The organism is Nocardioides sp. GCM10023255 (assembly GCF_042653125.1).
Taxonomy (GTDB): domain Bacteria; phylum Actinomycetota; class Actinomycetes; order Propionibacteriales; family Nocardioidaceae; genus Nocardioides.
Genome location: NZ_JBHSHU010000002.1, coordinates 161200 through 183998, shown reverse-complemented (window position 1 = coordinate 183998; position 22799 = coordinate 161200). Strand labels below are relative to the sequence as shown.

General features: G+C 72.3%; 19 protein-coding genes. 13 read left to right on the top strand and 6 right to left on the bottom strand.

The window, feature by feature from the left end; genetic code table 11:
- The first annotated feature begins 29 nt into the window (after positions 1-29).
- From ACFO9I_RS03195 to ACFO9I_RS03170, 6 genes are all read left to right on the top strand, one after another.
- Entirely contained in the window at positions 30-950 is a 921-nt protein-coding gene (locus ACFO9I_RS03195) for a hypothetical protein (RefSeq protein WP_379177719.1), read from the top strand.
- On the top strand, positions 947-1918 hold the full coding sequence (locus tag ACFO9I_RS03190; RefSeq protein ID WP_379177717.1) for a sulfotransferase family protein: 972 nt from the start codon (positions 947-949) through the stop codon (positions 1916-1918). The genes ACFO9I_RS03195 and ACFO9I_RS03190 overlap by 4 nt, the downstream gene beginning before the upstream one ends.
- Before the next feature lie 300 nt (positions 1919-2218).
- On the top strand, positions 2219-3100 hold the full coding sequence (locus ACFO9I_RS03185; protein ID WP_379177715.1) for a glycosyl hydrolase: 882 nt from the start codon (positions 2219-2221) through the stop codon (positions 3098-3100).
- Between the two features lie 158 nt (positions 3101-3258).
- The gene (locus ACFO9I_RS03180) at positions 3259-5241 is read left to right on the top strand and encodes a phytase (protein WP_379177713.1); all 1983 of its coding nucleotides are present in this window, start codon (positions 3259-3261) and stop codon (positions 5239-5241) included.
- A 22-nt stretch (positions 5242-5263) separates the two neighbouring features.
- Positions 5264-6154, top strand: coding sequence for a sulfotransferase domain-containing protein (locus ACFO9I_RS03175; RefSeq protein ID WP_379177711.1), 891 nt, complete (start codon positions 5264-5266; stop codon positions 6152-6154).
- Between the two features lie 176 nt (positions 6155-6330).
- Positions 6331-7020: a hypothetical protein gene (locus ACFO9I_RS03170; RefSeq protein WP_379177709.1), complete on the top strand. Its 690-nt coding sequence runs from the start codon at positions 6331-6333 to the stop codon at positions 7018-7020.
- A gap of 28 nt (positions 7021-7048) precedes the next feature.
- On the opposite strand, the gene ACFO9I_RS03165 is transcribed toward ACFO9I_RS03170, so the two are convergent.
- On the bottom strand, positions 7049-7978 hold the full coding sequence (locus tag ACFO9I_RS03165; protein WP_379177707.1) for a glycosyltransferase family 2 protein: 930 nt from the start codon (positions 7976-7978) through the stop codon (positions 7049-7051).
- 149 nt (positions 7979-8127) lie between these two features.
- On the opposite strand from ACFO9I_RS03165, the gene ACFO9I_RS03160 reads away from it, so the two are divergent.
- Entirely contained in the window at positions 8128-8850 is a 723-nt protein-coding gene (locus tag ACFO9I_RS03160) for a LamG domain-containing protein (RefSeq protein ID WP_379177705.1), read from the top strand.
- Between the two features lie 72 nt (positions 8851-8922).
- On the top strand, positions 8923-10494 hold the full coding sequence (locus ACFO9I_RS03155; protein WP_379177703.1) for a lipopolysaccharide biosynthesis protein: 1572 nt from the start codon (positions 8923-8925) through the stop codon (positions 10492-10494).
- Between the two features lie 99 nt (positions 10495-10593).
- Here the strand turns inward: ACFO9I_RS03155 and ACFO9I_RS03150 are convergent, their stop codons facing one another.
- From ACFO9I_RS03150 to ACFO9I_RS03135, 4 genes are all read right to left on the bottom strand, one after another.
- On the bottom strand, positions 10594-11979 hold the full coding sequence (locus tag ACFO9I_RS03150) for an HNH endonuclease signature motif containing protein (RefSeq protein WP_379177701.1): 1386 nt from the start codon (positions 11977-11979) through the stop codon (positions 10594-10596).
- 233 nt (positions 11980-12212) lie between these two features.
- On the bottom strand, positions 12213-12521 hold the full coding sequence (locus ACFO9I_RS03145; RefSeq protein WP_379177699.1) for a hypothetical protein: 309 nt from the start codon (positions 12519-12521) through the stop codon (positions 12213-12215).
- Positions 12518-13573: a S66 family peptidase gene (locus tag ACFO9I_RS03140; protein WP_379177697.1), complete on the bottom strand. Its 1056-nt coding sequence runs from the start codon at positions 13571-13573 to the stop codon at positions 12518-12520. Before ACFO9I_RS03140 ends, ACFO9I_RS03145 begins: the two co-directional genes overlap by 4 nt.
- A gap of 91 nt (positions 13574-13664) precedes the next feature.
- Entirely contained in the window at positions 13665-14627 is a 963-nt protein-coding gene (locus ACFO9I_RS03135) for a hypothetical protein (RefSeq protein ID WP_379177695.1), read from the bottom strand.
- 161 nt (positions 14628-14788) lie between these two features.
- Between ACFO9I_RS03135 and ACFO9I_RS03130 the strand changes: the two genes are divergently transcribed.
- From ACFO9I_RS03130 to ACFO9I_RS03110, 5 genes are all read left to right on the top strand, one after another.
- Positions 14789-15520, top strand: a complete 732-nt coding sequence (locus ACFO9I_RS03130) for a LamG domain-containing protein (protein ID WP_379177693.1) — start codon at positions 14789-14791, stop codon at positions 15518-15520.
- A 60-nt stretch (positions 15521-15580) separates the two neighbouring features.
- The gene (locus tag ACFO9I_RS03125; protein ID WP_379177692.1) at positions 15581-16423 is read left to right on the top strand and encodes a LamG domain-containing protein; all 843 of its coding nucleotides are present in this window, start codon (positions 15581-15583) and stop codon (positions 16421-16423) included.
- Positions 16424-16759: 336 nt separating this feature from the next.
- Positions 16760-20359, top strand: a complete 3600-nt coding sequence (gene mfd, locus ACFO9I_RS03120; protein ID WP_379177690.1) for a transcription-repair coupling factor — start codon at positions 16760-16762, stop codon at positions 20357-20359.
- A gap of 16 nt (positions 20360-20375) precedes the next feature.
- Complete coding sequence (locus tag ACFO9I_RS03115; RefSeq protein WP_379177688.1) at positions 20376-21059, top strand: hypothetical protein; 684 nt, start codon at positions 20376-20378, stop codon at positions 21057-21059.
- A 5-nt stretch (positions 21060-21064) separates the two neighbouring features.
- Entirely contained in the window at positions 21065-21751 is a 687-nt protein-coding gene (locus tag ACFO9I_RS03110; protein WP_379177686.1) for a MazG nucleotide pyrophosphohydrolase domain-containing protein, read from the top strand.
- A 117-nt stretch (positions 21752-21868) separates the two neighbouring features.
- Here the strand turns inward: ACFO9I_RS03110 and ACFO9I_RS03105 are convergent, their stop codons facing one another.
- Positions 21869-22693, bottom strand: coding sequence for a class I SAM-dependent methyltransferase (locus ACFO9I_RS03105; protein ID WP_379177684.1), 825 nt, complete (start codon positions 22691-22693; stop codon positions 21869-21871).
- Between the last annotated feature and the right edge of the window lie 106 nt (positions 22694-22799).

The following is a 22799-nucleotide window of genomic DNA, read 5'->3' as shown; positions in this document are numbered from 1 at the left end:
GCCGCCGGTGGCCCCTGGTGGGGGTCCTGGTGGCTGTCCTCCTGATGGCGACCCTGGCCGGCTGCAACCTCCCGGGCACGGGCGGTGGGTCCGGCCGGACGCCCGCCCCGGTCGTGAGCGACCCCGCGGCCTGGTCGCGCCTGCCCCCGACGGTCTTCGGCAGCAACGTGTGGCGGGCGCCGGGGGAGGACCGGGCGACGGCCCTGGCGCGCATCGACGCGGCGTACGGGCCGGTCGGCCTCCTGCGCATCTTCGGCTCGTGGCCGCCACCGACGTGGACGGACCTGACGGCGGAGACCGGCGCAAGGCCGCTGGTGATCTCGTTCCGGATCCCTCCGGACGTGGTCCTCTCCGGATCGGCGGACGCCCGGCTGACGGCGTGGTTCCGCTCGGCCCCCACCGACCGCGACATCTACTGGGTCTACTTCCACGAGCCCGAGGACCAGTCCGAGAAGGGCTGGTTCACCCCCGAGCAGTTCGCGGCCGCGTGGAGCCATGTCGCGGAGCTCGCCGCGGCCGTCGACAACCCGCGGCTGCACGCCACGATGGTGCTCATGTGCTGGACCGCCGACGAGCGGTCCGGACGTGACTGGCGCAGCTACGTCCCCACCAGCGGCGTGGAGGTGCTGGCCTGGGACTGCTACGCCAAGGGGCACGACGCCGCCACCTACGCCGACCCCTCCTCGCTGCTGGACCCCGCGCGCTCCGCCTCCGCGCTGGCGGGCGCCACCTGGGCGATCGCCGAGATCGGTGCGCGGGTCGCCCCCGGCGCCGACGGATCCGACCGGGCCCGGTGGCTCGAGGAGGTGGGGCGCTACGCCGAGGACCACCACGCCCGGTTCGTCACCTACTTCGACGCGCCCGTCGGCGGTGACTTCCGGTTGCGGGACGAGCCCTCGGTCCGGGCGTGGGCGGCACTGGTCCGACGTACCGACGGGGAGGCACCGTGAGTGAGACCGACGTGACCGAGCCGGGCCGGCGGGCGGCCGTCGCGCGCCCCCGCGTGCTGCTGATCGTGGGCTCCGGCCGCAGCGGGTCGACGCTGTTCGAGCGGGCCCTCGGCGGGGTGCCGGGCGTGGCGGCGCTCGGCGAGATCGTGCACATGTGGGACCGGGCCGTCCGGGACGACGAGCTCTGCGGCTGCGGGCTGCCGTTCGGCGACTGCCCGTTCTGGTCCGCGGTGGGGATGCGCGCCTTCCACGGCTGGGACCGGGTGGCCGTGGACGAGCTGGTGCGGGCCCGCCAGGAGGTCGTCCGCACCCGCCACGTGCCGCAGCTGCTGGCCACCAGCCCGTCGGCGCACTGGCGCGCGCAGCGCGACACCCTGGCCCGCGACCTCGGTGCGGTGCTCTCGGCGGCGAGCAGGGAGTCGGGGGCGCAACTGCTGGTCGACTCCAGCAAGATGCCCGCGTACGCCGCGCTGCTGATGCGCGCCGACGTCGACCTGCGCTGCGTCGAGGTCGTCCGCGACCCGCGCGGGGTGGCCTACTCGCTGCGCAAGTCGGTCCAGCGCCCCGAGGTCACCGACGGCGTCGACCTGATGCACCGGACCGGGGTGGCGCAGTCCGCGCTGTGGTGGTCGGCCTTCGACGTCGTCACCGGGCTCCTGCGTGCCGTCGGCCGGGTGCCGTTCACCACCGTCCGCTACGAGGACTTCGTGGCCGATCCGTCGGGGACCGTCGCGCGGGTGCTGGACTTCGCCGGACTGCCCGCCGGCGCGGACAGCCTCCGGCACATCGACGGTGACCGGCTCGTGCTCGGCACCAACCACCAGGTCGCCGGCAACCCGGTGCGGTTCCGGACCGGTGAGGTCCAGGTCCGCGTCGACGAGGAGTGGCGCCGCGAGCTCTCGATCCGGGAGCAGCGCACCGTGACCTTCCTCACGGCCGGGCTGCGGAATCGCCACCGATACCGCTGAGCGGTTACGGTCGATGTTCGCCGAGACCCCGGCCCCGATCGTCTGAAGGCACTCCGACCGCCCTCCCCGGGCCGTCACGTCCCCCAGAAGGGCTACTCCGGGCGACTTCCCATGGCCCTGTCGGGCCATCCCCCATATGGCACAGACGGGTTGGTCATGCCGCACCACCTTGGGTAGGTTCCGGGGTCTGCGCGGGGAGCGCCAGAACTACATATCGAGTTCAGGAGTAGCCGCAACCTCATGCGACTTTCTAGCCTCCGGGTCACCACCCGGGTCTCCGCACTGATTCTGACCGCAGCGATGGCCACCACGGCCTTCGCCTCCGGCTCGTTCGCGAGCACGGCCGACCAGAGCGCAGCCACGAAGTCCACGGCCACGGCCACCACCGACGACACGAAGACCAAGTTCGGTGGCACCATCTACGAGAACGCCGGCGAGAGCTACGAGCAGGCCTACCAGCGGGTGACCAACGCGTACGGCGGTTCGCTGGACGCCATCCGCTACTTCTTCCCGGGCCTGCCGTCGTCCTGGTCGAAGCTCAACCAGAAGGTGCACAACACCCCGCTGGTGGTCTCCTTCCGGGCCGACCCGGCCGCTGTGCTCGCGGGCAAGTACGACGCCCAGCTCAAGCAGTGGTTCGCCGACGCCCCGACCGACCACCGCACCAACTGGAGCTACTGGCACGAGCCGGAGAACGACTCGGTCGACAAGGCCAAGTACAAGGCCGCCTGGCAGCACATCGACAAGCTGGCGAACGCTGCGAACAACCCGCGCCTGAAGTCCACGCTGATCCTGATGTGCTGGAGCCTCAACCCGCACTCCGGCCGCAACTGGCAGGACTGGTACCCGGGCGACAGCACCATCGACGTGCTCGGCTTCGACTGCTACAACACCGGTCGCAAGAGCGGTGTCTACCGCGACCCGCAGAACATCCTGCAGCCGGCTGCGGACGCCGCGGCGAAGGTGGGCAAGCCGTGGGGCATCGCCGAGTTCGGCAGCACCGTGATCGGCTCCGACGGCGGTGAGCAGGGCCGCGCCACGTGGCTGAAGGGCATGGCGAACTACGCGCGGAACAACGGCGCCACGTTCGCGACGTACTTCGACAGCTACGTCGGCTTCGACTACCGGCTCCACGACACCACGTCGAAGACCGCCTGGAAGGACGTCGTCCAGAACTACTGATCTCTCCCTCCCCACCAAGCAGGTGCGCGCCCGGGCGGAGCCCGGGCGCGCACGTGTGTGCTCACCAAGTTGGGGGATTGCCCCCCAGCCCGGCCGCCCGACCGGGCGGGCGCACCTACGTTGGAGCCTTCGGCCGGTGACGCGTAGGGGAGGCATGCATGCGGGCGACGCTCGTCGTGGCTCTGCTCGTCCTCGTCGGCCTGCTCGCGCCCGCGGCCGTCCCCGGGGAGCGGGGAGCCGGCCGGGCGGAGGCGGCGACCTCCACCGTCTCGTACGTCGCGGACAGCGCGGCGAGCCGGAACACCTCGTCGCCGTGGATCGTGGTCCCCTCGTCGGTCCAGCCGGGTGACCGTCTGGTCCTCCTGCTCTCGCTGGCCGCCGCGGACCGCACCGTCTCCTCGCCGACGCGCGGGACCTGGTCGCTCGACGGGGACCGCTCCGCCCGGACCATGCGGACGCTCGTCTGGTCCAAGGTCGCCGTCGCGGGAGACGCCGGCGCGCGGGTCGACGTCCCGCTGAGCGCGTCGACCAAGGGCACGATCCAGCTGGCGGCGTACCGCGGCGTGGACCCCGGCCCGCTCACCGTGGTCTCCAGCGCGGCCACCACCACCTCGACCGTCCGGCGCACGCCGGTGGTCTCCGCGCCGCAGGACGCCTGGGTGGCGTCGTACTGGGCCGGCAAGTCCGCGTCCGCGAGCTCCTGGACACCGCCCGCCGGGGTCGCCCCGCGGGGTGCCGCGGCCAACTCCGGGTCCGGCCGGATCGTCAGCCTGCTCGCCGACACCGGCGGCCCGGCCGCGGCGGGCAGCTACGGCGACCTGGCGGCCACCTCGAGTGCCAGCACGACGGCAGCCACGACGTGGTCGGTGGTGCTGCCGCCCTCGACCGGCAACCAGCCGCCGGTCGCCCGGTTCACCAGCACCTGCGGCGGGCTGGGCTGCTCGTTCGACGCCTCCACCTCCTCCGACGCGGAGGGGGCCGTCGCGTCGTACGACTGGGACTTCGGCGACGGCACCACCGGTGTCGGTGCCGCTCCTGACCACGACTACCCGGCGCCCGGCAGCTACGACGTCGTCCTCACCGTGACCGACGGCGATGGTGCGACCGCGTCGGTGACCCACGCCGTGACCGTCTCCGACGGACCGGTGGTCGTCGGGCAGGTGGCACCCGTCGCGGAGACCGAGCCGGTCCTCCACACGGGCGACGCCGCGGACGACCCGGCGATCTGGGTGGACCCGGCCGACCCGGCGGCCTCGCTGGTGATCGGCAACGACAAGCAGGGGGCTCTCGAGGTCTACGACCTGACCGGGGCCCGGGTGCAGCGGATCACCACCTCGACGTCGTTCTGGGGCAACGTGGACGTGCGGCAGGGCGTGACCGTCGGCAGCCGCACCCTCGACGTCGTGATCGCCTACAACAACGGGCTGCGCCCCTTCGCCGTCAACGCCGCCACCCACCTCCTCGAGCCCGTGGGCGGCGGCACCGGGTCGATCCCGACCAACGGGGGCGAGGGGGTCTGTGCCTACCACAGCGCGGTCTCCGGCGACCTCTACGCGTTCGTGATCACCCGGGGCGGTCGGGTGCGGGAGTACCGGATCGGCGACGGCGACGGCGACGGGCTGCTGCAGGGCACGCTGGTGCGCGAGTTCGAGGTCGGCTCGGAAGCGGAGGGCTGCGTGGCCGACGACGCCACCGGTCGGCTCTACGTCTCCGAGGAGGACGTCGCCCTGTGGCAGTACGGCGCGGAGCCCGGTGACGGGAGCGCCCGGGTGATGGTCGACGCGGTGCGGCCCGACGGCCACCTCGCCTACGACATCGAGGGGCTCGCCCTGGCCGAGACCGGGGCCTCCTCGGGCTACCTGATCGCCTCGGCGCAGAACGGCGCGGACCCGAACAACTCCTACTTCGCCGTCTACGACCGCGAGAGCAGCGCCTACCTCGGCTCCTTCGACGTCGTGACCGGTGCCAGCGCCGACGGCTGCGAGCGCACCGACGGGGTGGCGGCGTACGCCGGGCCGCTCGGGCCCGCCTTCCCGGCCGGGCTCTTCGTGTGCCAGGACAACGGCAACACCACCCCGGGTGCGGGGAACCAGGACTTCAAGCTCGTCCGACTCGACCAGATCATCGTGCCGGCCCCGTGAGCCGGCCAGTGGGGGAGAACCAGTGACCGACCTGATGACCCGTAACGAGCACAGCAGCGCGGCTCTCCTGGCCCGGCGCCAGGCCCGCCGGCTCTCCGACGCGACCCTGGAGATCACCGCACCCCTGCGGATGACCCCGGACTTCCTCATCGTGGGTGCCCAGCGCTGCGGCACCACCTCGATGTTCAAGACGCTGATGCAGCACCCCGACGTGGTGCGGCCGTTCCTGCGCAAGGGCGTGCACTACTTCGACAAGTCCTACGACCGCGGCGAGCGGTGGTACCGCGGCCACTTCCCGCTGGTCGCGACCGGCTGGGCGAAGGGCCGCGGGCGGCCGGTCATCACCGGGGAGTCCAGCCCGTACTACATGTTCCACCCGCTCGCCCGGCAACGGCTGGCCGCCGACCTGCCCGGCGTGAAGCTGGTCGTGCTGCTGCGCGACCCGGTCGTGCGGGCCTACTCCGGGCACAGCCACGAGAAGGCGCGCGGCTTCGAGGACCTCGACTTCGAGCAGGCGCTGGCGGCCGAGCCCGGCCGGATCGCGGGCGAGCGGGAGCGGCTGATGGCCGAGCCCGGCTACGACAGCTTCCACTGGCAGCACCACGCCTACGTGACGCGCGGGCAGTACATCGAGCAGCTGCGCGCGCTGGAGCACCTCGTCGGCCGGGAACGGCTGTGCGTGGTGGACAGCGGCGACTTCTTCGTCGACCCCGAGCCGGTCTTCGACGAGGTGCGCCGCTTCCTCGGGCTCGCTCCGTGCCGCGACATCGTGTTCGAGCAGCACAACGCGCGCCAGCGCTCGCCGCTCTCCGACGAGCTGCGGCTGCGGCTCGAGGAGCACTACGCGCCGTACGACGAGGAGCTGGCCCGCTGGTGGGGCCGCACGCCCTCCTGGCGGCGCGTCCGGGACTAGATGCCGCGGCCGAACCTGGGACTGCCGAGACATGGCTCCCGTGCACGAGTGGAGGCAGTTGGCGCCGGTGTACGTCTCGATCCGTTGAACGAAGTGGAAGGCGGCACGAACTGCCTTCTCTCGTCCGCCGTGGCGCGCTGCCGGGGTGGCGGGCACCTGGGGCACGATCTGGGGGCATGAGCATCTCCTGCGGAAGACCGGGTGTCGTGTCCTGGGCCCTCGTCTGCGCTCTGGTCGGCGGGCTGATGGCCGGATGTGCCGGGCACGATGGCGCGCCCCTCGAGGGAACACATGGTCCGGTCGACGCCATCTGCGCGCAATGGTGGTTCCACCCGAGCGAAACCCCGAGGGAGAACCGGCAGCGGCTTCGCGAGATTGCCCGTGGGTACACGTCGTCGCAGACCTTCGGAGAGCTCATGGAGTCCGCGCACAAGCAGTGCCCCGACCAGTTCACCGCCTACGACCGCGAGGTCGCCCGCGCGGACGCGGCCGCACAAACGGGGCAGGCCGGCAAGACCGGCAAGACCGGCGAAGAGGCAGATGGCGGAAGGGACAGCGCTCAGGCGCGCGGCGACGCGGAAACGGCCGAGTACTTGGACCGCCGTGGAGTCACCGAGGAGATGGTGGTGACGCTGGGACGCATCGCCGACGCGACTGGATACGGCCTGTCCCCGGGAACGCCGCTGTCGTACGAGCAGGCGCAGCTGTTCGCCGCGGCAATCGTCACCGTGTGTGACGACGTGGCGGATGGCAACACCACGTGGGCCGACCAGACGCGGCGGGACCAGCTCGATGGGGCGCCAACGGCGGCGGCACGCCAGATGAACACCTACTTGCGCGTACAGTTCTGTCGCTCGGTGCGCTGACGAAGCGCCGATCAGCAGGGCTCCAGCTTCAGATGCCGCGGCCGAACCTGTTGGCCACGTGGAGCACGCGGTCGGCGCTCATCACGCCGCTGAGCACCACGAGGGTGGCCAGCGCGCGGCGCTCGAGGGGGTTGCCCCGCACCGTGGTCCGCCACTGCGACCACGCCTGCGACCGCATGCCGCGGGCGGCCAGCGAGAACGCCTGCTGGCCGTGGATGCGCGCCGCGCCGTGCGGGTCGTCGGCGATCTCCGGGTGCTTGTCGAGCAGGTAGGTCAGGGCCTCGTCGATCGTGTCCCAGCGCCGGGTGAAGAACGAGCCCGGGTGCCAGAGCACCTCCACCATCGGCTCGGTCACGCAGGCGATGTCGGTGTGCCGGGCGACCCGGAGCAGCCAGTCGTAGTCCTCGGCGTACCCGCCGGGGATCGTCTCGTCCACCGGGCCGGCGGCGTCGACGACGGACCGCTCGACCAGGTAGCTCGACGGGTGCGCCGCGGTGACCCGGTCCCGCACCAGGTCGGCGTGGCGCAGCAGCGGGGTCGCGAGGCTGCGGTGCCGCACCTTGTCGCCGTAGTGGATGCGGATGCCGGTGACGGACGCGCCCGCGCCGGCCGCCTGCATGGCCGCGGTCTGGGCGCGCAGCTTGGCGGGCAGCCACAGGTCGTCGTCGTCGCAGAACGCCACCAGCGGGTGGGTGCCCAGCGCGATGCCGGTGTTGCGGGCACCCGGCAACCCCGGTGTGCGCGCGTTCGTGGTCACGCGCACCGAGCGGTGGGTGCCGCTGCGCTCGAGGTCCCCGACCGGCTCGGCCTGGTCGAACACCGCGATCACCTCGATCGGGCCGTCGTAGTCCTGCGCGAGCACCGCGTCGACCGCCTTGGCCAGCAGCTCCGGGCGGTTCCGGGTGGCGATGACGGCGGTGACACCGGCGTTCGGGCCGGCGGTCGGGCTGGGGGACACGTCGTCTCCTCGGGTCGAAGTGGCGACTCATGTTAGGTACGCGTCGGCCGTCCGGATGGGCGTGCAGGGCACCTATCCCCGATATGGCTGATGCCGCTCCGACCGATGCCAACTGTGATGGGCGGACACACACATGCTCGGGAGGGTTCATGAACCGTCTGACACGGGGGATCGTCGGTCCGGCCGCGGTCGTACTCGCACTGCTGGTGCAGGGAGCGGCGTCGGCCGAGGTGGTCGCCGACTGGCAGATGAACGAGGGCAGCAAGCCGACAGCGATGTCCGACTCGTCGGGGAACGGGCTGAACGGGAACATCGGGGACAAGGTCATGGTCGGCATCGACCTCGGTGGGGGCAACAGGGCCTACAACTTCCCCGGACCGTCGTTCGGGTACGACCCGGGGCGGCTCGTCACGGTGCCCGACAGCTCGAAGCTGGATCCCGGCACCGGGGCCTACGCCGTGACCATCCGGTTCAAGACGGCGGCCTCGGAGCCGAACATCGTGCAGAAGGGCCAGTCCGGGCAGTCGGGCGGCTACTGGAAGCTGGTGCTGCACAGCGGCTGGCCGCGCTGCCACTTCCGCGACGGCGCCGGGCACACCAAGGCCATCGGCTTCGTCGACGGCCCGACCTCGCTCAAGGCGAACGACAACACCTGGCACGTCGTGCGGTGCGAGCGCACCTCCACCGGCGTCCGGATCACGATGGACCCGGGCCAGCCCGACTCGGCCACCAAGTTCATCAGGGGGACGATCGGCAACATCGACAACAAGCGGCCGTTCTCGATCGGTGGCAAGGTCGACTGCGCCTCGGCCGACGTCGGCTGTGACTATTTCAGGGGACAGATCGACTGGGTTCGGGTCGAACGCCCCTGACCTCGATGAGGATGGTTCCGGCCGTGCGCCGTGCACGGCCGGGACCGATCCCATCGTGAGGGGGGCATCCGGGTGACGAGCGTGGAGCCCGCGCAGGCGGGCCCGGACGGGCGTACGTCGGACCTGCGCAGGTTGGCGCGGGGCAGCAGCCTGAACCTGGCCGGCAGCGTCGTCGCGGCGGCACTCAACCTGGTGCTGCCCGTGATCATCACGCGCAGCCTGGCCAAGGACGACGCCGGACTCTTCTTCCAGGCGACCGCGCTGTTCACCATCCTGCTCAACGTCGGCACGATCGGCGCCGACACCGGCGTCCTGCGCTCGCTGCCGCGCGCGCTGGTCCTCGACCGCAGGCCCGACCTGCGCCGCTACCTGGTGCTGGCCGTCGTCCCGGCGGCCGTCTTCAGCGTGCTGCTGAGCGTGGCGCTGCTGCTCCTAGCCGACCCGCTCAGCCGGCTCATCACCGGCGACGGGGCTCATGCTGCGGCCTTCCACGACGTTCTCCTCGTCATGCTGCCCTGGGTGCCGGTCGCGGTCGTCTACGCGATCACGATGTCGGCGAGCCGGGGTCTGGACTCCATCCGGCCCCTGGTGTTCGTCGAGAAGATCGGACGCAACGCCCTCGAGACCGGCGCGGCCGGGACCGCGGCCGTCGTGTCCGGTTCGGTGGCGATGGTCGTGATGGCCTGGGCGGCGCCGTACCTCGCCATGCTGGTCGTGGTCGCCGCCTGGGTGTTGCGCCGGCTGCGCAGGATCGACGCCCGCCGGGGCGACCGCGCGAGCGCCGCCACCCCGTGGGCGGCGCTGGGCCGGGAGTTCTGGGGCTTCTCCGCGCCGCGGGCCGCCTCGCGCGTCTTCACGGTGGCGCTGCAGCGCGTCGACGTGCTGGTGGTCGGTGCCCTGCGCGGGCCCGCCGACGCTGCGGTGTACGCCGCGGCCACCCGGTTCCTCGTGCTCGGGCTGATGTTCGTGCAGGCGATCCAGCAGGTGATGACGCCCAAGATCAGCGAGTTCCTGGCACTCGGTGAGAACGCCCGCGCCGAGACCGTCTACCGCACGACCACCGCGTGGCTGACCCTGGTGTCGTGGCCGATCTACCTGATGGCCATGCAGTTCTCGCCGCTGCTGCTGAGCATCTTCGGCCCCGGCTACGAGCGCGGCGCCGTCGCGGCGGGCATCCTCTGTGCGGCGATGCTGGTGGCCACGGCCTGCGGTCCGGTCGACTCGATGCTGCTCATGGGTGGACGCAGCGGCCTGAGCCTGATGAACACCGGCCTCGCGCTGGCCACCAACGTGGGCCTCGACCTCCTGCTGGTGCCGCACCTGGGGATCACCGGCGCCGCGCTCGGCTGGGCGGCCGCCATCCTCGTCAACAACCTGCTGCCGCTGTGGCAGGTCAACCGGCACCTCTCCATGCACCCGCTGGGGGAGGGGACCAAGGCGGCGCTCGTGATCTGCCTGGTCAGCTTCGGCGTCGTGGTCGGCACGGTGCGCGCGCTCCTCGGCGTCGACCTCGTGGCCTTCCTGGTCGCTGGCGCGCTCGGCACCCTCACCTACCTGGCCCTCGCGCGGCGCAGCGCCGATGCGCTCGAGCTCGCGGCGCTGGGGTCGGTGCTCAAGCGGCGGCGCCGGTCGTCCGCGTCGTAGGTCGCGGCTCAGCTCCCGGTGGTGGAGCAGGGCAGCACGGCAGGCCTGATCGCCCGGTGGGTGCCGGGTGGTCGGGCCTGCGGGTGCTGTCCGGTGTGGCTAGTTGGTGTCGAGGCGGATGGTGCCGTGGGGGGTGACGAGATAGCTGCGGCCGTGGGGGCCGTGCCATTCGTAGGTGCCGTCGCGTCTGCGTCGGTAGCGCCAGCGGCCACTGGTCTTGCAGCGGTGATGTCGCCGGCAGAGTGGGGCGAGCCGGTCGGGTGCGGTCTGGCCCGGTGGTCCGCCGTCGTCGATCGGGACGTAGGGCTCGATGTGGTCGAGGTCGGATCGTCTGGCGTCGATCTGGCACCAGGGGAAGACGCAGTGGCCGTCGCGGAGGATGACCAGCTCGGCCATCCACGGGGGCGGGTCGTGCTGGTCGACCGCGGCGGTGGTGGCGAGGTCGATGACGGGCTGGACGGTCACGCGGGAGCGGCCGACCCAGTCCTTGATCAGGTCGAGGGTCGCGGGGCCGAGCCGCTCGATCGTGCCGGTCACCGTCCCGCTCGTGGCGGCGCCGGGCTCGGTGGTGGGGCAGCTGGTGGCGAGGTCGGCCAGGGAGAGGTGGAGGTAGAGCCGGGTCCTGGGCGGCCGTGGCTTGGCCGGCACGGCTGTGGCCTGGTCGGTGGCCTGTCCGGGGTTCTGGTCGGTGACGGAGAGGAGGTTGAGGGTGGCCTGTTGGGCGGCGATGACGCCGAGGGCCATGGCCTTGCGGATCTCGAGGTCGTCCTGGTCGCCCATGGCCTTGAGCTGGGCGGCCTGGTCGCAGACCAGGTCGTGGAAGGCGGTCAGGTCGAGGGTGTCGCCGGCGACGTCGAGGTAGCTGGTGCCGTCGAACCGGCCGGGGTGGTCGTGCCGCAGGGTGACGTGCCACCCGTTGCGGCCCTTCTTCTCCTTCTGGGCGATCAGGTCGGGGTCGAACGTGGCGATCGCGTGCGCCACGGTGGTCTCGACCGCCTTCCACCCGCACGAGGACAACCGCGGGGCGAGCTGCTCGTCCACGTACGCGGCTCCGGTCTTGGAGAGCCGGTGGGTGGCCTGGGCGACCTGCCGGGCCCGGTACGGCTCCACCGCCAGGGCCTGCACGTGTCGCCAGATCCGGGGCAGCCGGAACTGCAGGTCCAGCGCGTCGGCGATCAGCGCCATACCTGCTTGGGTGGAGATCCCCAGCGTCGCGGCGACCGGCTCCGGGGCGAACGCCGCCACCGCCGGCGTGCCATCACCGCCCAGGGACTCGTCGGTCAGCAGGACACTCGGGCCGCCCCAGGTCGCCACCCCGGTGTCGACGGTGGCGGGGTGCAGCACCGCCCACTGCAGGGCCAGCCGGAGCTTGCCGCGCTCCTCGGCACGGGCGCCCTGCCGGCGGATCTCGAGGAGCTCGAGCACGCCGTCCGCGTCGAGGTCGTCGACCTCGACCGGATCCCAGTTGGCGTCTGTTTCGAACATGTGTCCATGGTCTCATTGACCACCGACACTCACCCCCCGGAAACGGCTCGATCCGGGGGTCCGGGGGAAATCCGAAGGTAAAACTTTCGGGCGGCATTCCGCCCGGCGCGCCGAAAGCGCCGCGACCCCCAAGCCGGGAGGCGTGCCCGATCCCGGCGTACCCCCGTCGCTGCCGAACGCCGCAACCAGAGGCGGCCCGCAAGCCGGAAGTGAAGCTCGGTCCCCGGCGTACCTCAGTCGATGCACTGCGACCACTGCTGGGCGGTCCAGGCCCCGTTGTCGCGCTGCCACATGTCGAGCGACATCACGACCCGGTCCCTGCGGTTGAGCAGGTTGACGGTCATCTTGTCCGCGCGCCCGTCGACGACCTTCAGCGAGCGCACCCGAGGGTCGACGTCGTGGAGAAGCTCCTGCTTGAGCGCGGCCCTCGTCGCCGCGTCGGCGACGGGTTCGTAGTGGCTGGTGCAGTCGCCCCCACCGGAGCTGCTCGCACACCCGAGCGGGAGCGGCAGCAGGGCCGCCACGGCCCAGGCGCGCCTCACGAGTAGTCGGCCCAGAGCCGCTGCTCGGTGCCGTCGACGGTGAGCGTGCCGCCGTACGGGAGGATCCACTGCGGGCGGGTGTGCCCGAAGGGGACGCCGGTCACCACCACGGCGTCGGGGTTGTAGCGGTGCACCGTCTCGATCGCGACGTCGCGCTGCTCGGCGCGGTGGGCGGCGCGCTGCTGGGGCGTCGGGCGCACCTCGAAGTCGGAGGTGGGCGGGCGGGCCACCAGGACTGCGTCCACGGCGGCGAGCAGCCCGCGCTCGCCGAGCGAGCGGGCGATCCAGCCGAACTCGCGCGCGGGGATCAGGTCCTCGGAGGTCTCCAGGAGCAGGACCCCGCCGTCGAGCACCGCGGGGTCCGTCGGGAACCGGCCGGCGGTCAGCACCCACTGCAGCACCTCGATGCAGCCGCCCCAGGTGCGACCCGTCACCGACCGCTGCGGGCCGGCCCACGTCCACGGCTCGGTCGTTTCCCGGTCGCCGTACTCGGTGAGCGCCAGGGGGTCGTGCCAGTCCTTGCCGATGTCCTCGGACTCCCCGGGCTCGGTGATCTCGAGCCGCTCGCCGGTGAGCAGGGCCGCGCGCAGCGACCGGGCGTGCACGTCGTCGACCGCGGGCCCGGGACCGAGGTGGACCTGGGTGGAGCCGCCGTAGAAGCCGGCGACGCCCTGGGTCCACAGCCAGCTGAGCAGGTTCGTGTTGTCGCTGTAGCCCAGGAACGGCTTGGGGTCCGCCCGGACGGCGTCGGCGTCGAGGTGGGGTACGACGGTGATCTGGTCCTCGCCCCCCATCGTCGCCAGCACCGCCCGGATCTCCGGGTCGGCGAAGGCGGCGTTGAGGTCGTCGGCGCGTTCGCGCGCCGAGGCGCCGAGCTTGCGCGTGGTGGGGTACTCCACCGGCACGAGTCCGGTGAGCTCCGCCAGCCGCTCCATGGCCTGCTCGTGCACCGCGGGCGCGAACCCGGGCGCGGCGAACGAGGGCGACAGCACCGCCACCTTGTCGCCGGCGCTCGCCTTGGGCGGCTGCACCGGCTCTGCCTGCGTGGACACTCGGACCTCCTCGACGGGCCGCCGACGCTGTTCGCCGGCCCGGGCCCCAGTCATACCGGGCCGGGCGACGGGGCGTCGAGCAGGTTTCGGGTCAGCGCAGGTAGCCGTACCGCATCAGCCCGGGCCAGCTGATCGCCGAGACGGTGCGCCGCTGGTCGGCCGGGAGCCCCGAGCGCCAGCCCTCGTCGGGGCGCATCGGGATGACGCCGGTCTGCAGGCGCATCGGGTTGCCCCACACGCTGTGGTCCGCGGCCAGCACGACCTCCGTGTCGCCGCGGAACGGCATCTGGTCCTCGGGGATGTCGAGGCCGAGGAAGTCCGAGACCTCCCGGGTCCGGGCCCGGGGTGCCGCGACGAAGTCCTCGTAGCGCAGCTGCAGGCGCGGGGTGCCGGTGCGGCCGATCGTCTCGAACAGCGCGTTGTCGACCAGCCAGGCCGCGGCCGTCCTGCTCGGCGCGCGGCGCAGCATCTCGCGGCCGGCCTTGTCGCTGCGCGTCACGTGCTTGGTCCACGAGTAGGCGACGCCGTGGCTGCGCCTGACCAGGTGCAGCACCGAGAGGTCCACGCCGGGGGTACGCCGGGCGAGGAGCGCCACCTCGGGCTGCTTGGAGTTGTCGACGATGACCGCGCCGCCGCTCTCGGAGGTGATGGCGGCATACAGCGGGGCCAGCAGGCCGACGTACTCGTCCACGTCCTCGGCGGTCCTCCCCAGCGGCTTGACCAGCAGCTCGGGGATCCGGCCGTTGCGGGTGACCCGGCGCCGCAGGTCGTTGGCCCCCACGGCGTCGACCTGGTCCCACCCGCCGTACGCCCGCTTGCCCACGCCGGTCCAGAACGGACACTCCAGGAACGGCTCGCCGCAGCCGCAGGGGCGGTTGCGCAGCACGCCGTACGTCCACACCCAGCACAGCTCGCCCACCGAGAAGCACCCCGGCAGGCTGCCGAGGACGCGCGAGACCAGCGTGCTGCCGCTGCGGCCCGTGGCCCCGATGAAGCACACGCGCGAGACGATGTCGTTCCCGTCCTCGACCATGTCGTTCCCGTCCTCGACCATGGCGACCATCGTGCCCGCGGGCGCCGAGGGTCCAGACCGACCCGGCAGCAGATCACCAATGTCGGGGATCGATCCCTTCCGTGGGCCCGCGCGCGCCCGTCCGGGACTTTGATGGGCCCCAGCGGCACCTCGCCGCGTCCACCAACGGGAAAGAGCATCAGATGCGCCTGCTACGGGGAGCGTTCGTCGGCACGGTGGTTGCCGGCCTCACATGGTTCATGCCGGCCCACGCGTCGGCGTCGACCGTCGGCGACTGGCAGATGAACGAGACGACAGGGAGCACCCTGATGGTCGACTCGTCGGGCAACGGCCTCGACGGGAGGATCGGCCCGGACGTGGTCCTCCACGAGGCGACGCCGAACGGCGGCTGGGGCTACCGCTTCAAGGGCGACTGGTGGGTCGTGAACCCCAACCGCCTGGTCACCTGGGCCGACGACGACCGGCTCGATCCCGGCACCCAGCCGTACGCCGTCACCATCCGGATGAAGACCGGGGCCCTGGACCCGAACATCATCCAGAAGGGCCAGGACAACCAGACCGGGGGCTACTTCAAGCTCGCGATGAAGAAGGGCTGGCCGCGCTGCCACTTCGAGGACGCGAACCGGGTCTCCCGTGCGATCGGCTTCGTCAACGACCCGCGGCCCGAGACCAAGATCTCGGACGGCCAGTGGCACACCATCCGCTGCGAGAAGACCGCCACCGGGGTGCGCCTGACGATCAACTACGGCGAGCCGAACGCGATCAGCAAGTTCATCAGGGGCACGCTCGGGCCGATCAACAACAACAAGGAGCTGTTCCTCGGCGGGAAGCTCTACTGCGACGGCACCACGGTCACCTGCGACTACTACGCCGGAGCGGTCGACTGGGTCCGCATCGAGCGGCCCGGGCTCTAGAGGTCGCCCATGACGGATCAGCAGCGACGAAGCCGAGGGCGTCCCCGGGCCCGACGGTGGTTGACCAGGGGAGGAGCGTCGGCGCTGGCCGCGGCGCTCCTTCTCACGGGCTGCGAGAGCGAGGGGGCCGGCACGGTCGCGCCCGAGAAGGTCGAGCCGCCCGCCGACGCCCCGACCGCCGGCCCGCGCATCGACCTGCGCCACCGGGCGCTGATGCTGCGGTTCCACGAGGCCCGCGGTCATCGCGGACGGATCGACGAGTTCGTCAACTCCGGGGTGGCGCCGCTGAAGATCGAGGCGGTCACCTTCGGTCCGGGCACCGTGGAGGCCAGCCGGTCCCCGCGGGGGCAGGCGGTCCGGTTCCCGGCGTACTCCGCCGCGGGCGTCAAGTACGCCATCATCAAGGTCTCCAACGTCGGTGGTTACGACACGCTCCGGCCCAACCAGGCCGACTTCACCTTCGGTGCGGACTTCAACCTCGACCGGGTCTCGGACGGCTCGTCGTCGGACAACGGCGACAACCTGGTGCAGCGGGGGCTCTTCGAGAGCCCGAGCCAGTACAAGATCCAGGTGGACCACGGCGTGGTCACGTGTGCGATCCGCGGGATGGGCGGCCAGGTGGAGCTCAAGGCGCACTCACCCGTGCAGCCGGGCAGCTGGTACCGCGTGCGCTGCACCCGACGGGGGGACGGCGTCAGGCTGGCGGTGGCCCCGCTTGGCCCGGACGGGGTGACGGACTGGGAGGTGGTCCGCAGGAGCGGTCCGATCGGACCCGTCATCGGGCCGCAGGACACGCCCCTGTCCATCGGCGGCAAGCTCGGTCAGGACGGATCGCTGTTCCCGGCCTCGACCGACCAGTTCAACGGCCGGGTCACCCGCGTCTTCTACCGGATCCTGCACTGACTGTGGCGGGGGCCGAACTCATCTTGGGGAAACGGCTCGGTGGCCATTGACCCCGACCCGTGGCCCGGAGAGTCTGGAACGCGGGGCCTCGTGCCCCTCCGCGAGCGGCTCACCAGTCGCCCAGGCCGACGGGACGCGCTGATCAGGGGAGGGAGATCGTGGTGTTCGTCCTCTGGCGACCCCCCGCGCGGGAGCCGACGCCACGCCTCGTGCCTGGCCACCGGTGCGGCCCGGCCCGGTCGTTCGGGCGGCTGGTGAGTCTCGCGACGTAGACTGGGACGCCTCACCCCCTGTCCCTCCCGACCGGGGGCAGTCGTGCTGTCCCAGGAGTGAAACGTGCCTCTCACCGGCCTCGCCGACGCCGTCCTTGCCGAACCCGTCCTGGCCGAGGCGCTCGAGGACGCCCGGGGCGGTGCCCTGCGGGCGCTGGACCTCACCGGCCCCGAGGCGCTGCGCCCGTTCGTGGTCGCCGGACTGGTCCGCGCCGGCCGCACCGTGCTGGCCGTGACGGCGACCGCCCGCGAGGCCGAGGACCTGGTGACGTCGCTGGGGGACCTGGTCGACCCGGCCACGATCGGCTACTACCCCAGCTGGGAGACGCTCCCGCACGAGCGGCTGAGCCCGCGCAGCGACACGGTCGGCCGACGGCTCGCCGTGCTGCGGCGGCTGTGCCACCCCGGCACCGACGTCTCCAACGGTCCGCTGCAGGTCGTCGTGGCGCCGGTCCGCTCGATCCTGCAGCCGCAGGTCAAGGGCCTCGGCGACCTCGAGCCCGTCGAGCTCGCTCCCGGTGACACGGCGCCGCTCGACGACGTCGTACGCCGCCTCGCGGACGCGGCGTACTCCCGCGTCGACCTCGTCGAGAAGCGCGGCGAGTTCGCGGTCCGGGGCGGCATCGTCGACGTGTTCCCGCCCACCGAGGAGCACCCGCTGCGCGTGGAGTTCTGGGGCGACGACGTCGAGGAGATCCGCAGCTTCTCCGTCGCCGACCAGCGCACCCTGGACAAGGTCGAGCGGCTGTGGGCGCCGCCGTGCCGGGAGCTGCTGCTCACCGAGGACGTACGCCGTCGGGCGGCCGAGCTGGGGGAGGCGCACCCGCAGCTGGTCGAGCTCACCGACAAGATCGCCGCGGGGATCGCGGTCGAGGGCATGGAGTCGCTGGCGCCGGTGCTCGTCGACGAGATGGAGCTGCTGGTCGACCTGATGCCCGCCGACACCCACGTGCTGGTGCTCGACCCCGAGCGGGCCCGCAGCCGGGCCCACGACCTGGTCGCAACCAGCGAGGAGTTCCTCGGCGCGAGCTGGGCCGCGGCCGCCGGCGGCGGGACGGCGCCCATCGACCTCGGCGCCGCGTCGTACCGCTCGATCGCGGACGTGCGCGAGCACGCCCTGGACCAGCACAAGCCGTGGTGGACGATGAGCCCCTTCGGCATCGCCGACGACGGCGGCACCCCGGGGGGCGAGCCGCTGCGCGACGAGCTCGGCGAGGTCGTCAGCGTCGACGTGGACGTCCTCGCCGGCGCGGTGCCCAGCCGGATGCTGCCCGCCACCCCGGTCGACGCCTACCGCGGTGACGTGGACCGCGCGCTCGGCGACATCAAGCGCTGGCTCGACGAGGGTCGCCGCGTCGCGGTGGTCCACCCCGGGCACGGCCCGGCCCAGCGCATGGTCGAGGTCCTCGGCGAGCGCGATGTGCCCGCCCGGCTGGTGGAGCCCGACGACCTGACCCTCGACGCCCACGTGGTCACCGTGACCTGCGGCGCCCTCTCGCAGGGCTTCGTCGACGACGCCGCCCGTCTGGTGCTGCTCACCGGCGAGGACATCTCGGGCCAGAAGTCCTCGACCCGCGACATGCGCAGGATGCCGGCGCGGCGCAAGCGTCAGATCGACCCGCTGGAGCTCAAGGCCGGCGACTACGTCGTGCACGAGCAGCACGGCGTCGGCCGCTTCGTGGAGATGAAGCAGCGCGAGGCCGGCGGCGCGGTGCGCGAGTACCTCGTCCTGGAGTACGGCGCCTCCAAGCGCGGCGGCCCGCCGGACCGGCTCTACGTCCCGGCCGACGCGCTGGACCAGGTCACCCGCTACGTCGGCGGTGAGCAGCCGTCCCTGGACCGGCTCGGCGGCGCCGACTGGGCCAAGCGCAAGGGCAGGGCCCGCAAGGCGGTCCGCGAGATCGCCGCCGAGCTGATCAAGCTGTACGCCGCCCGCCAGGCGACCCAGGGCTACGCCTTCGGGCCGGACAGCCCGTGGCAGCGCGAGCTGGAGGACGCCTTCCCCTTCCAGGAGACCCCCGACCAGCTGAGCACCGTCGACGAGGTCAAGGCCGACATGCGCCGGACCGTCCCGATGGACCGGCTGATCTGTGGCGACGTCGGCTACGGCAAGACCGAGATCGCGGTGCGGGCGGCGTTCAAGGCGGTGCAGGAGGGCAAGCAGGTCGCGGTCCTGGTGCCCACCACGCTGCTGGTCACCCAGCACCTCTCGACCTTCACCGAGCGGATGAGCGGCTTCCCGGTCGTGCTCAAGGGGCTCTCGCGCTTCCAGACCGACAAGGAGGCCAGGGAGGTCGTCGCCGGCCTCGCCGACGGGACCATCGACGTGGTGGTGGGCACCCACCGGCTGCTGAACCCCGACATCCGGATGAAGGACCTCGGCCTGATCATCGTCGACGAGGAGCAGCGCTTCGGTGTCGAGCACAAGGAGCAGATGAAGCGGCTGCGCACGTCGGTCGACGTGCTGTCGATGTCGGCGACGCCGATCCCGCGCACCCTGGAGATGGCGATCACCGGCATCCGCGAGATGTCGACGATCACCACCCCGCCGGAGGAGCGGCACCCGGTGCTCACCTACGTGGGGGCCTACGAGGACCGGCAGGTGATCGCGGCGATCCGTCGCGAGCTGCTCCGCGAGGGGCAGGTGTTCTACATCCACAACCGGGTCAACTCCATCGAGAAGGCCGCTGCCCGGATCAAGGAGCTGGTGCCCGAGGCCCGGGTCGCCACCGCGCACGGCCAGATGAACGAGCGCCAGCTCGAGCAGGTGATGCTGGACTTCTGGGAGAAGCGCTTCGACGTGCTGGTGTGCACCACGCTCGTCGAGTCGGGTCTCGACGTCTCCAACGCGAACACCATGATCATCGAGCGGGCCGACACCCTCGGCCTCTCCCAGCTGCACCAGCTGCGCGGCCGGGTCGGGCGCTCCCGTGAGCGTGCCTACGCCTACTTCCTCTACCCGGCGGAGAAGCCGCTCACAGAGACCGCGCACGAGCGGCTCGCGACGCTGGCCCAGCACTCCGACCTCGGTGGCGGCATGGCGATCGCGATGAAGGACCTCGAGATCCGTGGTGCGGGCAACCTGCTCGGTGGCGAGCAGTCCGGCCACATCGCCGACGTCGGGTTCGACCTCTACGTCCGGCTCGTGGGCGAGGCCGTGCACGAGTTCCGCGGTGACAAGGAGCCCGAGCTCAACGAGGTCCGCATCGAGCTCCCGATCGACGCGCACCTGCCCCACGACTACATCCCGAGCGAGCGGCTGCGCCTCGAGATGTACAAGCGGCTCGCGGAGGTCCGCTCCGACGACGACGTCGACCTGATCAACGAGGAGCTCCTCGACCGGTACGGCGAGCCGCCGCAGGAGGTGTCCTCGCTGCTGCTGGTGGCGCGGTTCCGGGCCCGGGCCCGCCAGGCCGGGGTCGGCGAGGTCACGATCGCGGGCAAGAACGTGCGGTTCGCGCCGGTCTCCCTGCCGGACTCGCGCGTCGTGCGCCTCAACCGGATGTACCCCAGGTCGATCGTGAAGACCCAGGTCGACACGATCCTGGTGCCGCGTCCGCAGACCGCCGTGGTCGGGGGGAGGCCGATCGCGGGCGTCGCCCTGCTTGAATGGGCCCGCGGTGTGATCGACGCCATCATCGATCCGCCGAACGAGAAGCCCTGACGGAGGAGAAGTCGTCGTGACCAAGACCCTGGCTGGCCTGGCTGCCGTGTCCCTGCTGCTCACCGGTGCGCTGTCCGGGTGCGGCGTCGCGGGGACCGACTTCCATCCCGGTGTGGCCGCCCGCGTCGGTGACGACACGGTCAGCGTCTCGAGGGTCGACACGGTCGCCAGCGACTACTGCGGGGCGATCGAGAAGCAGCTGGTCGGCCAGGGCCAGGTCGTGCCGCTGCGCTACCTGCGCGGCTACGTCGCCGGCCAGCTCGCGCTGGTCGCCGCCGCCCGCCAGCTCGGCGAGCAGTACGACGTCGGGCCGGGCGCGCAGTACGACCAGAAGGTCGCCCAGCTCGAGTCGGCCGTCGCCGACCTCCCGCAGGACCAGCAGGACGCCGTGGTCGAGATCGAGGCATCCACGACCTACATCGCCACCGTGCTCCAGGCGGTGGGGGAGCAGGTGCTGGGGTCCCAGGGTGGCAAGAAGTCGGCCGCCGGCAAGGCCGGCGAGAAGGCGTTCACGTCGTGGCTCGACGAGCACGGTGTCGAGGTGGACCCGCAGTTCGGCGTCGCGATCGAGGACGGCAAGGCCGTCCAGACCGACACCAGCGTCTCCTACGCGCTGGGTGACACGGCCGTGCAGGGCGACGCGAAGACCCCGGACACGGCGTACGCCGCCGGCCTCCCCGACTCGCAGCGCTGCGGCTGACCGCCATGGCAGCGCCGACAGCTGGGGAGCCCGACCCCCGGAAGCCCGCGTCGGAGGAGCCGCTGCTGGAGTTCCGCGAGGTGATGCGGCGGCTGCGGGCGGAGTGCGGGTGGAAGCGCGAGCAGACCCACCGCTCGCTGGCGCGCTACCTGGTCGAGGAGCTGCACGAGACCCTCGAGGCGCTCGACACGTGGGAGGCGACCGGCGACGGCGACCACCTGTGCGAGGAGCTCGGCGACCTGCTGCTGCAGGTCTACTTCCACGCCGTGGTCGCCGAGGAGGCGGGCAGCTTCAGCCTCGACGACGTGGCCCGCGGGATCACAGAGAAGATGTACCGCCGCAACCCGCACGTCTTCGCGCCCGAGGGCGCGCCCCGGGCACCCGCCGGCGACGCCGCCGCGGTCAACGACGCCTGGCAGGCCATCAAGGCGCAGGAGAAGGAGCGCGAGTCGGTCACCGACGGGCTGCCCGCCTCCCTTCCGGCGCTGCTCTGGGCCGACAAGGTCCTCGACCGGCTCGGCCGCGAGGGCCCGGGATCCTCCCCGGACCCTGACTCCCCGGCGGCCCAGATCGTCGCGCGGCCACCCTCCGACGACCTCGGGGACCGGCTGCTCGCGCTGGTGGCCGAGGCCAACCTCGCCGGCATCGACCCCGAGCAGGCGCTGCGGGACGCCGTCCGTCGCCTCATCTGAGCAACGTCGAGTCGGCGCAAGCTCGCCGCGAAAAGGCGTCGAGTCGGCGCAAGCTCGCCGCGAAAAGGCGTCGAGTCGGCGCAAGCTCGTCGGGCTTGCGCTGAGTCGAGGCGCAGGTCAGGCCTCCGGCGCGAGCGCGACGGTGTAGCGGATCGCGACGTCCAGCGATCCTCCGGCGTCCTCGAGGATCCCCGTGACCCGCTCGAGGACCTCGGCATGCGCCTCCTCGGGGACGCGCATCCACAGCCCGCGCATGGCGGTGCCGAGCGACCACACCCGCCACTGCTCGGTGTCGGTGAACGGCACGGCGTACGTCACCACCTCGGTGCGCACCCCGCTCAGCCCGGCCGCGCGGAACAGCCCCTCGACGGCGCCGTCGTCGGCGTACACCTCGGGCATCGTGGTCGGTCCCGGGCCGGGCGCCGGTGCGGCGTACTCCGCGAAGAGGTCCTCGAGCGAGCGCCAGGTCGGCGGCCACGGACGGAACGTCGCGACGCCCACCCGGCTTCCGGGCGCCAGCAGGCCGGACCAGCGGCGCAGGGCCGCGACGGGGTCGGGGAGGAAGAACAGCACCAGGGAGGCGGCGACGAGGTCGTACGCCGGCAGCGGCGGCCGCGGGTCGGTCGCGTCCCCGAGCCCGACCGACACCTGCCGCAGACCGCGGTCCGCGACCTCGCGGCCCAGCAGCTCGACCATGGCGGGGGAGACGTCGAGCGCATCCACGTGACCGCCGGGGCCGACCCGCTCGGCCAGCCGCAGGGTGGCCGCCCCGCGGCCGGCGCCGATGTCGAGGGCCCGCTCGCCCGGGCGGGGTGCGAGCAGGTCGACGAGACCGGCCGCGATGGGACCGAAGAACGGCACCCCGGACTGGTCGTAGGCCGGGGCGACGGTGTCGAACATGGCGGCGGTCCGGGCCACCGCCTCCTGGGGCTGCAGGGACATGGGCTCACGATCCGCCTGTCGACGCAGGCGCGCAACCGTGGTTACTGCCCAGTCCTCGGCCCGGGCGAGAGGGGTTCGCGGAGCAGCGGGCCGGCGGGACTAGGCT

Bases quoted from the DNA above. Each gene is read 5' to 3' on its own strand.
- ACFO9I_RS03185 (WP_379177715.1), top strand. From the start codon at position 2,219: ATGGCCACCACGGCCTTCGCCTCCGGCTCGTTCGCGAGCACGGCCGAC.
- ACFO9I_RS03180 (WP_379177713.1), top strand. From the start codon at position 3,259: ATGCGGGCGACGCTCGTCGTGGCTCTGCTCGTCCTCGTCGGCCTGCTC.
- ACFO9I_RS03170 (WP_379177709.1), top strand. From the start codon at position 6,331: ATGAGCATCTCCTGCGGAAGACCGGGTGTCGTGTCCTGGGCCCTCGTC.
- ACFO9I_RS03160 (WP_379177705.1), top strand. From the start codon at position 8,128: ATGAACCGTCTGACACGGGGGATCGTCGGTCCGGCCGCGGTCGTACTC.
- ACFO9I_RS03150 (WP_379177701.1), bottom strand. From the start codon at position 11,979: ATGTTCGAAACAGACGCCAACTGGGATCCGGTCGAGGTCGACGACCTC.
- ACFO9I_RS03135 (WP_379177695.1), bottom strand. From the start codon at position 14,627: ATGGTCGAGGACGGGAACGACATGGTCGAGGACGGGAACGACATCGTC.
- ACFO9I_RS03130 (WP_379177693.1), top strand. From the start codon at position 14,789: ATGCGCCTGCTACGGGGAGCGTTCGTCGGCACGGTGGTTGCCGGCCTC.
- ACFO9I_RS03110 (WP_379177686.1), top strand. From the start codon at position 21,065: ATGGCAGCGCCGACAGCTGGGGAGCCCGACCCCCGGAAGCCCGCGTCG.
- ACFO9I_RS03105 (WP_379177684.1), bottom strand. From the start codon at position 22,693: ATGTCCCTGCAGCCCCAGGAGGCGGTGGCCCGGACCGCCGCCATGTTC.